The organism is Bradyrhizobium sp. 1200_D9_N1_1 (genome assembly GCF_052075915.1).
Taxonomy (GTDB): domain Bacteria; phylum Pseudomonadota; class Alphaproteobacteria; order Rhizobiales; family Xanthobacteraceae; genus Bradyrhizobium; species Bradyrhizobium diazoefficiens.
The window spans coordinates 6,325,678-6,338,935 of record NZ_CP197226.1 but is presented as its reverse complement, the minus strand read 5'-3'; the positions used below and the strand labels follow the sequence as shown (position 1 = coordinate 6,338,935).

The window sequence follows — 13,258 nt, the reverse complement described above, 5'->3', positions numbered from 1 at the left end:
TCTCCCCAACCCTCTCCCGCAAGCGGGAGAGGGAGCGTACCTGCCTCGCGGCTCGCAGTCAGACCTGACTTCATCATCTTCTAAGCCGCGAAGAACGGATTGGCCGGCCGCGCAAGGCCGAGGTGATCCCGCAACGTCGTCCCCTCATAGTCCGCGCGGAACAGCCCACGCTCCTGCAGGATGGGTACGACGAGCTCGACGAAATCCTCGAACCCTTCGTGGAAATAAGGCGGCATGACGTTGAAGCCGTCGGCGGCGTGCTGCTCGAACCATTGCTCGAGCGTATCGGCGATGCGCTCGGCCGAGCCGCACAGCACCCAATGGCCGCGGGCGGCGGCGGTGAGATTGTAGAGATCGCGCAGCGTCATGTTCTCGCGGCGGCCCTTGGCGAGCATGACGCTGGCGAAACTGTGATAGCTGTCGGACGGTGCGATGTCCGGGATCGGCCCGTCGAGATCGCAGGCCGACATGTCCCGGCCGAAGCGATCGGACAGGATCGCGAGCGCATTGCTGCCGCTGACAAAGCTCTGGAGCACGTTGAGCTTCTCGAACGCCTCCTTGTCGGTGCGGCCGACGACGGGCATCACGCCCGGCAGCACCGTGACATCGTCGGTCTTGCGGCCGAAGGCCGGCAGCCGCGTCTTCAGCGAGGTGTAACCGGCCTTGGCCTCCTCGAGATCCTGCACCACCGAGAACACGATATCGGCGGTGCGCGCGGCGAGCGCCTGTCCGGCCTCGGAACCGCCGGCCTGGAGCACCACGGGGCGACCTTGCGGGCTGCGGCCGATGTTGAGCGGGCCCTTTACCTTGAAGAAGGCGCCGTCATGGTCGATCGGGCGGAGTTTTGCCGGATCGATGTAGACGCCACTGCTGCGGTCGGCGACGATGGCGTCATCCGCCCAGCCGTCCCACAGGCCCTTGACGACGTCGAGGAACTCGCCGGCCATCTCGTAACGCCGCGCGTGGTCGGGATGGGTGGTGCCGAAATTCGCAGCGGTCGCCGGATTGGCCGTCGTCACCGCATTCCACGCCGCGCGGCCCCTGGAGATGTGGTCGAGCGAGGCGAACACGCGCGCGACCGAGAACGGATCGCTGTAGGTGGTCGAGACGGTGGCGCCCAGCCCGATATGGCTGGTCGAAGTCGCGAGCGCGGCCAGCATCGTCAACGGCTCGAGCCGCAGCGTGTAGGAGGGATGGGCGGCGGCATCGGCATAGAGATTGTCGCCCATGAAGATCAAGTCGAACTTGCCGCGCTCGGCGGTGCGGCCGATCTCCTGGATCGCTGCAAAGTCCTGGAAGCTGTCGACCGCGCCTGGATAGCGCCAGCCGGCGACGTGGCTGCCGGTTCCCAGGATGAACAGGCCGAGATGCATCTGTCGTTTCATGGCGTCATGTCCAGAACAGGATCTTGCGTTCGAGGAAACCGATCAGGCCGAAGAAGGCGAGGCTCGCCGCCGATGCGACGACGATCGCCGCCCAGACCTGGACGAAGTCGATCTGGAGCACGGCCTGGTAGATCACCCAGCCGAGCCCGCCATGCGCGCCGAGCATCTCGGTGACGATCGCGACGATCACGCTGCGCACCGTCGAGACGCGCATGCCCGCGAGCAGCAGTGGCAGGGCCGTCGGCAGGCGCAGGCGCCACAGCACACCGAAGCGGCTTGCGCCAAAACTCTTCATGAGATCGACGGCGCGGCGGTCGACACGGTCGAGCCCGGCCAGCATCGAGAGCAGGATGGTGAAGCTCACCGCCATCGCCACCATCACGATCTTCGAGCTGACGCCGATGCCGAACCAGAGCAGGATCAGCGGCGAATAGCCGACCACGGGCACCGAATTGATCGCGGTGGCCAGCGGCAGGATCGCACTGCGAAGCGCCGGAACCAATGCGATTGCGACGGCGAGGCCGATACCGATCAGGCAGCCGAGTCCGTAGCCGACCAGCGCTTCGAGCAGGGTGTAACCGGCAGCGTCGATGAGCGTCGCGCGCTTGGACCAGAGGCCGGCGAGGATGTCGGTGACGGCGGGCAGGACATAGGCCGGCAGATGCAGTCCGCGCGCCGCGCCTTCCCAACACGCGATCAGCAGGACGGCACCGAGAATACCGCGCTGGACGGCGAGCGAGGGGGAGGCGATCGCGCGGCTCATTGCTCGGCGCTCCAGAACACCAGCCGTCGCTCCACCGCGGCGACCACCGCATAGAAGCCGGTGCCGAGCAGCGCCGCGGCGAGCAGGGCGGCCCAGATCGCGACGACGTTCTCGGTGAACATGGCCTGGAGCAGCAGCACGCCGAGCCCGGTGGTGTCGCCGAACCATTCGCCGACGATGGCCCCGACGAGGCTCAGCGATGCAGCAAGGCGCAGCGCGACGAAGATCTGTGGCAGTGCGGTTGGAAGCTGCAAGCGGAGCAGGAGCTGGCGGTTGGAAGCGCCAAAGCTGTGCATCAAGGCGACCTGCTTGGGATCGACGGTTTCGAGGCCCAGCAGCGTGTTCACCGTCACCGGAAAGAAGGTCAAATAGAACGCGATGATCGCCTTGGCGAGCAGTGTATTGCCAAACCACAGCACCACGAGCGCCCCGAAGGCGATGACCGGAATGGTCTGCGACACCACGAAGATCGGAAACACCATCTCGCGCAGCGCGCGGATGCGGAAGAACACGACGCCCATGAGCACGCCGAACGCCCCGCCCGAAGCAAAGCCGATCAGCGTTTCGGCGAGCGTGCGCAGGAAGCCGTCGACATAGGCGCGAGGCGTCGCCGCGATCGCCATCAGGATCGTGCTGAGGCGCGGCAGGTAATAAGGCCGGATGCCGAACAGCTGCACCGAGCCTTCCCAGATCACCGCCGCAATCGCAAGGCCCAGCAGGAGCCGGACCAGCTTGCGCAACGAAGCCGGCATCGCGATGCGCTGCGCAGCAACCCAGCTCTTGCCAAGCGATGCCGCCGAAGGGCTGCTCACGGCAGCCGGTCCGCCAGCGGAACGCTCTGGATGAAGCTTGCATCATACGCGGCGGCAAGATCCAGCGGCTTGGAAATGACGCCGTACTTCAGGAAGAAGTCGTGGGCGGTCTTGACCGCGTCGGCATCGATCCAGAACATGCCGTTCTTCGCCGCCGTGCCTGCGGTCATCAGGCGCTTTACCTCGGTGAGCATGAACTCCTGCTGCGCGCGGTCGAGCGTCGGAGCCGCGGCCATCACGGTATCGACGGCACCCTTGGGGTCTGCGAAGGCGTCCTTCCAGCCTTTGAGAGAAGCGCGCAGGAACGCCTTGACCAGCTCCGGCTTCTCCTTGGCGGTCGCCTCGGCCACGATCAGCGTGTCGCGCGGGAAGGTGATGCCGTAGTCCTCGGCGACGAAGGTCTTCAAACTGTCCTTCGGCATGCGCGACTGGATGGTGTAGAACTCGTTGTAATAGGTCGCCGTGACCACATCGACGCTGCCGTCGACGAAGGGCGTCACCGAAACCTGCTGCGGCTGGATCTTCAACTCATCCGGCTTGATGCCTTCCTTGGCCAGCATGCCGTTCAGCACATGGTTGGCGCCGGTAAACCAGGTGGTGACGGTCTTGCCCTTGAAATCCTGGATCGTCTTCACCGGCCCGTCCTTGCGGGTGACGAAGATGAACGGGGTGATCTGGTGCGACACGCCGATGCAGACGATCGGCAGTCCCTTGTCGCGCGCCGCGAAGACGCTGTCGGTGCCGCCGGAGAGGCCGAACGTGTCGGCGCCGGTCGCGACCAAGTTTTCGGTGAGCAGGTTGGGTCCGCCGGGATTGATGGTGAGGTCGATGCCCTCGGCCTTGTAGTAGCCCTTGGCCGCCGCAACGTAGAAGCCGGCGAACTGCGCCTGCGGCAGCCATTTCAAGCGCAGGCTGGCCTTCTGCAATTCGGCGGCGGGCGCGGCCGTGACAAGCGAGCCGGTCGCCAGTGCGATGGCGGAGAGGACGGAGAGGGCGTGGCGTCGGCTCAACATGGTCAAACTCCAGGCGGTGAAATCAATGGCGGTAGGACGGATCGGTGCGGTCGAGCTGGCGCATCAGCGCCGGCCATTCGCGTTCGCCGGGCACGAGGATGTCGCCCTGCAATTCCCAGAACTGGCGCGCTGCTTTCTCGCAGACCTCGTGCGGCGGCATCACCAGCTTGGCGCCGGCTGCGGCCGCCGCCTGCATCTGGAGCTGGATCCGCGCGGCGCGTTCGAAATAATACAGCAGCATGAAGGCCTCGCCCGGCGTCCGTCCGACGGTGAGGATGCCGTGATTGCGCATCAGCATCACCTTGTGCGGGCCGAGGTCGCGCACCAGGCGAACCTGCTCGTCGAGGTCGATGGCGACGCCTTCGTAGTCGTGAAAGGCCTGGCGGTCGTAGAAGCGCATCGCGAACTGGCTGAGCGGCAACAGGCCTTTCTCTTGCCCTGAGACCGCGACGCTCGCGTCGGAATGGGTGTGCAGCACGCAGGCCGCGTCGTGGTTCGCGGTGTGGATCGCGGCATGGATGACGAAGGCCGCGACGTTGACCGCCTGCGGCGTGTCGTCGAGCTTGTTGCCCTTGGTGTCGATCTTGACCAGGCTCGATGCCGTGATCTCGTCGAACAGCAGGCCGTAGGGATTGATGAGGAACTGGTCCTCGTGGCCGGGCACGCGCAAGGAGATGTGGTTGTAGATCAGGTCGTCCATCCCGAGCTTGGCGACCATGCGATAGCAGGCCGCGAGCTTGACCCGGGCATCCCACTCGGCCGGTTCGATGCCGCGCGGCGCGGCTTGCGGCTCTCTCGCTGACATCGCATTCACGGCGTCTTCTCCTGCGCGATGGAGGATTGGAACGACTTCATGCTTTCCTCCTCGATCGCATCGAGCAGCGTGCGCTTGAGGCGCACGAATTCGGGGGAGGTGACGATTTCGGGCCGGCGCGGGCGGGGCAGGTCGACGACCTGTTCGAGCTTCACCGAGCCGGGACGCGCGGTCATCACCAGCACGCGGTCGCCGAGGAAGATCGCCTCGTCGACGTCATGGGTGATGAAGAGAATGGTGCGGCGGTATTTCTGCCAGACGTCGAGCAGCCAGCGCTGCATCATCGCCCGCGTCAGCGCATCGAGCGCGCCGAACGGCTCGTCCAGCAGCATCAGGTCGCGTTCGAACAGGAAGGTGCGCATCAGGGCGACGCGCTGGCGCATGCCGCCCGACAATTGGTTGGGATATTGCTTCTCGAAGCCGGCGAGCCCGAACTCGGGCAGCATCTTCAGCGCCTTTGCGCGCGCCTGCTCGCGCGGCATGCCCTCGACCTCGAGCGCGAGGATGGCGTTGTCGACGACATTGCGCCAGGGAAACAGCAGGTCGCGCTGCGGCATGAAGGAGACGCGGCCGAGCAGGTCGGCGGCGTGGCAGCTCTTGCCTTCGAAGCGCAGGATGCCGCCGGCGTCGGGCTCTTCCAGGCCGGCGACAATATTAAAGAGGGTGCTCTTGCCGCAGCCGCTCGGGCCGACGACGGTGACGAACTCGCCGGGGGCGACGCTCGCCTGAAGTCCGGACAGTGCCGCAACGGAGCCGAAGGTCTTGTCGATCGCGCGCAGCTCGAGCAGCGGCCCAGGCTTCGGGTGAGCCTGAGGGGCCTCGATGGCCGGTCCGGGATCGGGGAGGCGGGCAGCCTGCACCGGGATGTCCTTGTATAATGGCGGCGGCCATTCGCATACGAAAGCGGACCGCGTCGAAATCTCTTAGCAACTCGTGTGCCAGTGCGATTTCGCGGCAAATCAGGCATAAGATTTGCGAGTTGGCAGGTGGATATCCCGGAGATGCACGCGTCTCCGCCAGAAAATCGGCCGGCTCACTGGAAGGTTGGTGCCATTTTGTATACGTATATCGATATCGGAGAAACATGATGGCGGATATTGGTGCACATGCCGGAGGCAGGCGCGTGAAAAATGGGCACGAAACCCTGGCGGCGGGCCCCGGCATGACGCTCGCCGAGAGCCTGCGCCAGAAGCTCGAAGGGGCGATCGCGGCGGGGCATCTCGAGCCGGGCAGCCGGCTCGACGAGCAGGAGATCGCCCAGCGCTTCGGCGTCTCGCGCACGCCGGTGCGGGAGGCATTCCGTCTGATGGCCGCCAACAATCTGGTCGAACTGCGCGGCCGGCAAGGGGCGACGGTCCGCAGCATCAAGGCGCAGGCGCTGATCGAGATGTTCCAGGTCATGGCGGAGCTGGAAGGGCTCTGCGCGCGGCTCGCCGCGCGGCGCGTCTCCCAGGCCTGGGGGACTGAAATTGGCGAGATTCACCAGCGGCTTGTGGCGGCAGGTGAAACCGGCGACATCGATGTCTTCTACGACATCAACCAGGAATTTCACGAGGCGATCTATGAGGCCTCGCGCAACGCCTTCCTGGCCGAGCAGACCCGCAAGCTGCGCAACCAGGTGGCGGCGTATCGCCGCCGGGTGACGCGCATGCCGAACCGGATTGCCGACACCGTTCGCGAGCATGAGGCGATCATGCAGGCGATCCTGGCCCACGATCCCGAGCGGGCGCACAGCGCCATGCGGGACCACGTCAACCTGCTCGGCGACAACCTTCTGGACTTCCTCGCCGCCTTCGAATGACCCCTCGGGTCGCTTGGTATGCAAATTGCTAGACCTTGTATATCTAGCTTGCATCCTGGAGACCCGGAGTGGACCTGAAGCTGACGAACAAGACCGCCCTGATCACCGGCGCGTCGAAAGGAATTGGACTTGCGGTGGCCGAGCTCTTCGCCGCGGAGGGCTGTCACCTGCATCTGGCCGCCCGCAATGGCGAGGCGATGCTCCAGGCCAAGCGTGATCTGGAAGCCCGCTTTGGCGTGAAGATCACCATCCACGCGCTCGACCTGTCGAGCACGGCCGCGATGGAGAAGCTCGCGGCCGAGGTCGGCGACATTGACATCCTCGTCAACAATGCCGGCGACATCCCGGCCGGCTCGCTGGAAATCCTCGATGATGCCGCCTGGCGGCGCGGCTTCGATCTCAAGGTGTTCGGCTACATCACGCTGTCGCGTCTTTATTATCCGCGCATGAAGGGCAAGGACGGCGTCATCATCAACATCATCGGCAATTCCGGCGAGAACTGGGACGCGAGCTACATCGCCGGCTCGACCGGCAACGCGGCGCTGATGTCCTTCACCAAGGCGCTCGGCGGCCGCAGCCTCGATCACGGCGTGCGCGTCGTCGCGGTCAATCCGGGGCCGGTTGCCACCGACCGCATGCTCAAGATCATGAAGCGCAAGGCGATCGACATGCTCGGCGACGAAAGCCGCTGGGAGGAGCTGTTCGACAAATATCCCGGCAAGCGCCCCGCGACGTCGGAGGAGGTCGCCGATCTCGTCGCCTTCCTGTCCTCGCCGAGGTCCGGCTACATCACCGGCACGGTGGTGACGATCGACGGCGGCATCGCCGCGCGCGGCTCGGTGATCTGAGGCCTCGATGTCGAAGCCTCAATCCGCGGCACTGGTCCGCAACCGCTATTTCGACGAGCTCTCGGCGACGCCGGGGCTCTACTGGCTCGGGCAGAACACCAACCATATCGAGAGCCACCCCGCCGTGCGCGAGGCGATGCTGCGCTCGATCGAGGCTGGCGAGTTCAATGCCTATGCCCCGCCGCTCGGCTTCGAGGCGCTGCGTGCCGCGATCGTCGCCGACCTCGGTGTGCCCGGCGCAGAGGCGCTGGTGACCGAGGGCGGCGTCAACGCGCTGGCGATGATCTGCCGTGCGCGCTGCAAGCCCGGAACGACGCTGGTGACGACCGATCCGACCTGGAAATGGCCGTGCCTGTTCGCGCGCCAGCAGGGCGCCGAAGTGATCGAAATTCCGATCTACGATCCGGCCTGCAACTACCGCCTGACGCCCGAGGCGTTGAAGGCGAATGTCGACGAGCGCACCGCGATCATCTATCTCGTCGATCCCAACAATCCGCTCGGCATTCGCTACACCCGCGAGGAGATCGAGAGCTTCGCGGCGATCGCGCGCGATTGGGGCGCGCTGCTGGTGCACGACTGCACCTACCGCGATTTCGCCGACGGCCACACCCCGTCGCTCCACGTGGCGCCGCAAGGCTCGGTCGTCTCGACCAGCTTTTCGAAATGGCTCGGGCTTGCCGGCCTGCGGATCGGCGCTCTGGTCGCCGCGCCGGACCTGTTCGAGGAACTGGCGCTGACATCCACGAGCGTGCTCGGTGCGAGCGTGATCGCCCAGCGTGCGGCGCAGGCGGGACTTTCCGTCAAGGCTGAGTGGATGAAGAAGGTCCGCAGCACCGACCGGTCCAACAAGGCGATGATCCAGGAGGCGGCGGCCGCGATCGAAGGGCTGGCGCTGCCGATCATGCCCTCGCACGGAAACTTTCTGGTGCTGGAGACCATCGCAGCGGGCATCCGTCCCGAGGCGCTGGTCGAGTGCTATCGCCGCCAGGGCATCATGATCCGCCAGGGCACGTATCATACGCAGCGCTTCGGCGACCGCTTCGTCAAGATCAGCACCTCCGTGCCGCAGGCGTGGGTCGAAAAGCTCTGCACGCTGCTGCCGGACATGGTTGCGCAGGCGCGCACGCTCAACGACCTGCCGCCGCAATTCTAGGGAATATGCCGATGACGATGATCACCACCAAAGACGGTGTGAAGCTCCATGTGGAAGAGGCGGGCGCGGGCACGCCGATCCTCTTCATCCATGAATTCGGCGGCAATCACGAAAGCTGGGAGCCGCAGCTGCGCTATTTCAGCCGGCGCCATCGCTGCATCACCTACGCCGCGCGCGGCTATCCGCCGTCGGATGTGCCCGACAGCGTGGAAGCCTATTCGCAGGCGATTGCCGCGGACGATGCGGTCGCCGTGCTCGACGCGCTCCGAATCGAGAAGGCGCACATCGTCGGCCTGTCGATGGGCGGTTTCTGTACGGTGCATTTCGGCCTGCGCACGCCGGAGCGTGCCTTGTCGCTCACGGTGGCCGGCGCAGGCTATGGCTGCGAGAAGGAGTTCGAAGAATATTTTCGCGGCGTCTCGCTCGAAGTTGCCGACAATTTCGAGAAGCAGGGCGCCAAGGAATTTTCGAAGATCTACGCGCTCGGCGCGAGCCGGGTGCAGTTCCAGAACAAGGATCCGCGCGGCTGGAAGGAATTCGCCGATTGCCTTGCTACCCATTCCGATCGCGGCGCCGCCAACACCATGCGCGGGGTCCAGGCACGGCGGCCGTCCTTCTACGATCTCGAAGACGGCCTGAAGAAGATGATGGTGCCGACGCTGGTCGTCGTCGGTGACGAGGACGATCATTGTCTCCAGCCCGGCATCTTCCTGAAGAAGACCATTCCGGCCTGCGGTCTCTCGGTCTTCCCCAAGACCGGCCACACGCTCAATCTCGAGGAGCCGGCGGCGTTCAACGCGCTGCTTGCCGAGTTCATCGCCCAGGTCGAGGCCGGGCGCTGGCTGCCGCGCGATCCGCGCGCGCTGCCGGGCCAGATCATGCGCACGAAGTAGGTCGATGGGATCGAGCACCTTGATCAACGCCGATCGGCTCTGGACGCGCCTGATGGCGCTCGCCGAGATCGGCGCGACGCCGGCCGGCGGGGTCAACCGCCAGGCGCTGAGTGACGGCGAGATTGCCGCCTGGCGCCGTGTTATCGGCTGGGCGCGCGAGGCGGGCTTGACGCCGTCGACGGATGCCGCGGGAAACCTGTTCCTGACGCTGGCCGGGCGCGATCGCGCCGCGTCGCCGGTTCTGCTCGGCAGTCATCTCGACAGCCAGCCGACCGGCGGGAAATTCGACGGCGCGGCCGGTGTCATGGCGGCGTTAGAGGCGGCGGTCTCGCTCGCCGAGCAAAGTGACAGGCCGGCACGCGATGTCATCGTCGTCGCCTGGATGAACGAGGAAGGCTCGCGCTTCGCCCCGGGCATGATGGGTTCGGAGGCCTTTACCGGCGAACGCAACATGGATGCGATCCGCGCCGCGCGCGATGCCGACGGCATCAGCGTCGGCGAAGCGCTCGACCGCCTCCACCAGGCTTTGCCTGATGTGCCGCACAGGCCACTCGGCTTCGCGGCCGGAGCGTATCTCGAATTGCACATCGAGCAGGGACCATTGCTCGAGGCAGCCGACTGCGCGATTGGAGTCGTCACGGGCATCCAGGGCAAGAAGACGTTTCAGGTGGTGGTCGAGGGCGCCGAAGGACACGCCGGCACGCTGGCGCAGCAGGAGAGGCGGGATGCGCTCGCGGCCTTTGCGCGGATGGCGTCGGCGCTCCATGCCGAGATCGGCACGGTCGATGCCGACATCAAGTTCACCATCGGCCGCGTTGCCGTGGTTCCGAACGCGCCGTCGGTGGTGCCTTCGCGCGTCAGCTTCAGCATCGATCTGCGTCATCCTGATAATGCGGTGCTCGATGCCGCGGGCGCGCGCATCGCGGCTCTTTGCCAGCAGAACGCCGCACCGTGCGCGGTCACGGTGACACCGCTCGTCGATGCGCCGTCAAACGCCTTCGATCCGCGCCTGCGGGCAAGCATCGCAGAAGCGGCGCGCGCGCAGGGGCATTCCGCCATGGAGATCCTCTCCGCCGCCGGTCACGACGCCCGCCATCTTGCCAAGATCTGTCCCGCCGCGATGATCTTCATCCCGTGCCGCGACGGCGCAAGCCATGTCGAGCACGAATGGGCTGAGCCCGATCATGTTGCCGCCGGCGCCTCCGTGCTGGCCCAGGTGCTGCGCGAGCTGGCGTTTGCGCCTGGCATTGCGGTGTGAGGATGCGGATGCAGGATGTGGCCCCACAGGACTACCGCGATGCGATGGCCTGTCTCGGCGCGGCCGTCAACATCGTGACCACAGACGGCAGCGCGGGGCGCGCCGGATTTACCGCATCCGCCATTTGCAGCGTTACCGACGATCCGCCGACGCTTCTGGTCTGCATCAACCGCGGCTCCTCTGCCTACTCCAGCGTGACGCGCAACGAGGTGGTGTGCGTCAACGTGCTCTCGGCCCGGCATGAGCCGCTGTCCCGGCTGTTCGGCGGCAAGGTGCCCGCCGACGAACGGTTTGCCGCGGCCGCGTGGTCGACGCTCGCAACCGGTGCGCCGGTGCTGGCCGACTGTTCCGCCGCGTTCGACTGCCGGATTGCCGATACCGTCAATGTCGGTACGCATGACGTGCTGTTCTGCCGCGTCGTGGCCCTGCAGAGATTCGGTTGCACCGACAATCTGATCTATTTCGGCCGCGCCTACCACACGGTCGGGGTGACCGATCCAGCCGAGGCTGGACCCGAATCCGCTCTTGACGCATCCTGAGGTGAGGCTGGCGATCGCCGGCCGTTCCAACAATCACCTCTGCGCGATGGACAAGAGCCGTCAACCGAACAAGCGCGTATCTCTCGCCGGGATGCACATCGACCGGGCGTCGGCTGTGCCGCTGCACTTGCAGATCGCGGCCCACATCCGGGGCTGCATTCTGCGCGGCGTCTTTCCGGCCGGAACGCAATTTCTGGGTTCGCGGGAGATCGCGCGGGAGCTGGGCTGCTCGCGCACGGTGGTGTTGACCGCGTGGGATCTGCTCTACGCCGAGGGCTATCTTGAATCGACGCCGCGCGGCAGCGTCATGGTGGCGTCAGTCGCAACACCGCATGCGGAGCCGCCGTCGGTGGCGTCGCCCGCGGCCGTGCCCGCCCATATGTCGAAGCGCTGGCAATCACTGCTGGCGTTCGACTACGAGACCAACTGGCCGTCGGAGTTCAGTCCCGGCGCACCTGATATCTCGACGTTTCCCTTCAAGGACTGGTCGCGCCTGCTGCGCCAGACCTGGCAAAATCCGAGGGAGCAGGAGTGCCTCGATCTCCCTCCCGAAGGCCATCCGCGCCTGCGCAGCGAGATCGCAAATTTCCTCGGCTCGGTGCGCGGGCTGGTCTGCGCGCCGGAGGAGGTCGTCGTCACGTCAGGCACATCGGGGGCGCTCGATTTCTGTAGCCGGATGATCCTCGATCCCGGCGACGAGGTCTGGGTCGAGGAGCCCGGCTTTGTCGAGGCCCGGTGGGCGCTCACGGCGGCCGGCGCCAAGCTGGTTCCGGTTCCGGTCGACGACAAGGGGCTGGTGGTCTCGGAAGGGATTCGACGCGCGCCGGGTGCCCGGCTGATCGTGGTCACGCCGTCGCATCAATATCCGCTCGGCGTCAGCATGGGCCTGGAGCGGCGTCTCGAGCTGCTCGACTGGGCCAACAAGAACGATGTCTGGGTGATCGAGGACGACTACAATTCGGAGTTCAGGCACCAGGACAGCATGATCGCCTCCTTGCGTTCGCTCGATCGCGAGGGGCGGGTGATTTATTTCGGCACCTTCTCGAAGATCATGATGCCGAACCTGCGGCTCGGCTACATCGTCGCCAACAGGCATTTCATCGATGGCTTCTCCAAGGGCCGCGCGCGGATCGACGTCCATACCTCCGGCGTCGGTCAGCTCGCGCTCGCCGAATTCATGCGGGAGGGACATCTGCTGCGGCACCTGCGCGGGATGCGCCGGGCCTATGCCACCAGGCGCAAGGCGCTGATCGATGCGATCGCCACGCTGATGCCTGACGATCTGACCGTGTCCGCGGCGGTGACGGGACTGCATCTGGTGGCGCTGTTCACCGAGGCGATGCGGGCGCGGATGAGCGACCGCGAAGCGGCTGCAAGCCTGAAGCAGGCTGGCATCCATGTGCAGCCGCTGTCGCAGAATTTTCTGGAGCAGCCGACGTTGCAAGGTCTGGTGTTCGGATCGGCTGCGCGTCGAGGATGCATCTCCGCTGCTTGCGAGAATCGCGGCTTGCATCGGCAGCAGCTCCCGCAATGCATCATCCGACCCGGCAATATCGTCTCGTACTGTTCGTACAATAAAGAGAGGCAGAGCCGATCGTGGTGCATAGCTCATAGGCACCCGACGATCCCGCAGCGCCGTTCGATCGCCTGCAAATTAGACATACGATTTCAGACGTTCGGATTGCAGCGCAGCAGGAGTTGCGATTTGCCCGGAGAATTCCGTGGTGCGCTGCACGTTTTTCGCGTGAGCCGGCCCGTGTTCGCGTGCTCTCTCTGCGGGCACGACTGCACCAAAACGTGCAGCAGGTGGCGTGGCGCACGGCGCCGGTCGCGCGCTGGTCTAGTGGTTTGCGACAACTCTGGCCCTATCCCGTGCCCATCGCTCTGTCGCACGCTCTCGGTCGGTGGCATGACAAGGGATGCATGATGAGCGCTCTGGTTTCGGCATTGGACGTTGCGATGAACGGCAAGGACCCGGC

General features: G+C 65.6%; 13 protein-coding genes. 7 read left to right on the top strand and 6 right to left on the bottom strand.

Annotated elements, in window-relative coordinates:
- Window positions 1–80: 80 nt before the first annotated feature.
- The 6 genes from AB5K84_RS30535 to AB5K84_RS30510 are packed head-to-tail and all read right to left on the bottom strand — an operon-like array spanning window position 81 to window position 5,647.
- The gene (locus tag AB5K84_RS30535; protein ID WP_011086097.1) at window positions 81–1,385 is read right to left on the bottom strand and encodes an LLM class flavin-dependent oxidoreductase; all 1,305 of its coding nucleotides are present in this window, start codon (window positions 1,383–1,385) and stop codon (window positions 81–83) included.
- A 4-nt stretch (window positions 1,386–1,389) separates the two neighbouring features.
- On the bottom strand, window positions 1,390–2,148 hold the full coding sequence (locus tag AB5K84_RS30530) for an ABC transporter permease (protein ID WP_011086098.1): 759 nt from the start codon (window positions 2,146–2,148) through the stop codon (window positions 1,390–1,392).
- The gene (locus AB5K84_RS30525; protein WP_011086099.1) at window positions 2,145–2,960 is read right to left on the bottom strand and encodes an ABC transporter permease; all 816 of its coding nucleotides are present in this window, start codon (window positions 2,958–2,960) and stop codon (window positions 2,145–2,147) included. Before AB5K84_RS30525 ends, AB5K84_RS30530 begins: the two co-directional genes overlap by 4 nt.
- Window positions 2,957–3,973, bottom strand: coding sequence for an ABC transporter substrate-binding protein (locus AB5K84_RS30520; protein WP_011086100.1), 1,017 nt, complete (start codon window positions 3,971–3,973; stop codon window positions 2,957–2,959). Before AB5K84_RS30520 ends, AB5K84_RS30525 begins: the two co-directional genes overlap by 4 nt.
- Before the next feature lie 22 nt (window positions 3,974–3,995).
- Complete coding sequence (locus AB5K84_RS30515) at window positions 3,996–4,787, bottom strand: class II aldolase/adducin family protein (RefSeq protein ID WP_011086101.1); 792 nt, start codon at window positions 4,785–4,787, stop codon at window positions 3,996–3,998.
- Window positions 4,784–5,647, bottom strand: coding sequence for an ABC transporter ATP-binding protein (locus AB5K84_RS30510; protein ID WP_011086102.1), 864 nt, complete (start codon window positions 5,645–5,647; stop codon window positions 4,784–4,786). The genes AB5K84_RS30515 and AB5K84_RS30510 overlap by 4 nt, the downstream gene beginning before the upstream one ends.
- A 263-nt stretch (window positions 5,648–5,910) precedes the next feature.
- Here AB5K84_RS30510 and AB5K84_RS30505 point away from each other — a divergent pair, with 263 nt between their 5' ends.
- The 7 genes from AB5K84_RS30505 to pdxR all read left to right on the top strand — a co-directional run bounded on the left by AB5K84_RS30505 (window position 5,911) and on the right by pdxR (window position 13,206).
- On the top strand, window positions 5,911–6,588 hold the full coding sequence (locus AB5K84_RS30505) for a GntR family transcriptional regulator (RefSeq protein ID WP_197535739.1): 678 nt from the start codon (window positions 5,911–5,913) through the stop codon (window positions 6,586–6,588).
- Window positions 6,589–6,656: 68 nt separating this feature from the next.
- Window positions 6,657–7,436 (top strand): SDR family oxidoreductase, encoded by a 780-nt coding sequence (locus AB5K84_RS30500; RefSeq protein ID WP_011086104.1) that lies wholly within the window; start codon window positions 6,657–6,659, stop codon window positions 7,434–7,436.
- 7 nt (window positions 7,437–7,443) lie between these two features.
- Complete coding sequence (locus tag AB5K84_RS30495) at window positions 7,444–8,589, top strand: pyridoxal phosphate-dependent aminotransferase (RefSeq protein WP_011086105.1); 1,146 nt, start codon at window positions 7,444–7,446, stop codon at window positions 8,587–8,589.
- 11 nt (window positions 8,590–8,600) lie between these two features.
- The gene (locus AB5K84_RS30490; protein ID WP_038966017.1) at window positions 8,601–9,482 is read left to right on the top strand and encodes an alpha/beta fold hydrolase; all 882 of its coding nucleotides are present in this window, start codon (window positions 8,601–8,603) and stop codon (window positions 9,480–9,482) included.
- A gap of 19 nt (window positions 9,483–9,501) precedes the next feature.
- Window positions 9,502–10,740: a Zn-dependent hydrolase gene (locus tag AB5K84_RS30485; RefSeq protein ID WP_244651875.1), complete on the top strand. Its 1,239-nt coding sequence runs from the start codon at window positions 9,502–9,504 to the stop codon at window positions 10,738–10,740.
- An 8-nt stretch (window positions 10,741–10,748) separates the two neighbouring features.
- Window positions 10,749–11,279: a flavin reductase gene (locus AB5K84_RS30480; RefSeq protein ID WP_038966016.1), complete on the top strand. Its 531-nt coding sequence runs from the start codon at window positions 10,749–10,751 to the stop codon at window positions 11,277–11,279.
- Window positions 11,266–13,206: a MocR-like pyridoxine biosynthesis transcription factor PdxR gene (pdxR, locus tag AB5K84_RS30475; protein WP_441232706.1), complete on the top strand. Its 1,941-nt coding sequence runs from the start codon at window positions 11,266–11,268 to the stop codon at window positions 13,204–13,206. Before AB5K84_RS30480 ends, pdxR begins: the two co-directional genes overlap by 14 nt.
- Window positions 13,207–13,258: the final 52 nt, after the last annotated feature.

Excerpts from the sequence above, each read along its gene's own strand:
- AB5K84_RS30535 (WP_011086097.1), bottom strand. The coding sequence starts at position 1,385 with ATGAAACGACAGATGCATCTCGGCCTGTTCATCCTGGGAACCGGCAGC.
- AB5K84_RS30530 (WP_011086098.1), bottom strand. The coding sequence starts at position 2,148 with ATGAGCCGCGCGATCGCCTCCCCCTCGCTCGCCGTCCAGCGCGGTATT.
- AB5K84_RS30520 (WP_011086100.1), bottom strand. The coding sequence starts at position 3,973 with ATGTTGAGCCGACGCCACGCCCTCTCCGTCCTCTCCGCCATCGCACTG.
- AB5K84_RS30495 (WP_011086105.1), top strand. The coding sequence starts at position 7,444 with ATGTCGAAGCCTCAATCCGCGGCACTGGTCCGCAACCGCTATTTCGAC.
- AB5K84_RS30490 (WP_038966017.1), top strand. The coding sequence starts at position 8,601 with ATGACGATGATCACCACCAAAGACGGTGTGAAGCTCCATGTGGAAGAG.
- AB5K84_RS30480 (WP_038966016.1), top strand. The coding sequence starts at position 10,749 with ATGCAGGATGTGGCCCCACAGGACTACCGCGATGCGATGGCCTGTCTC.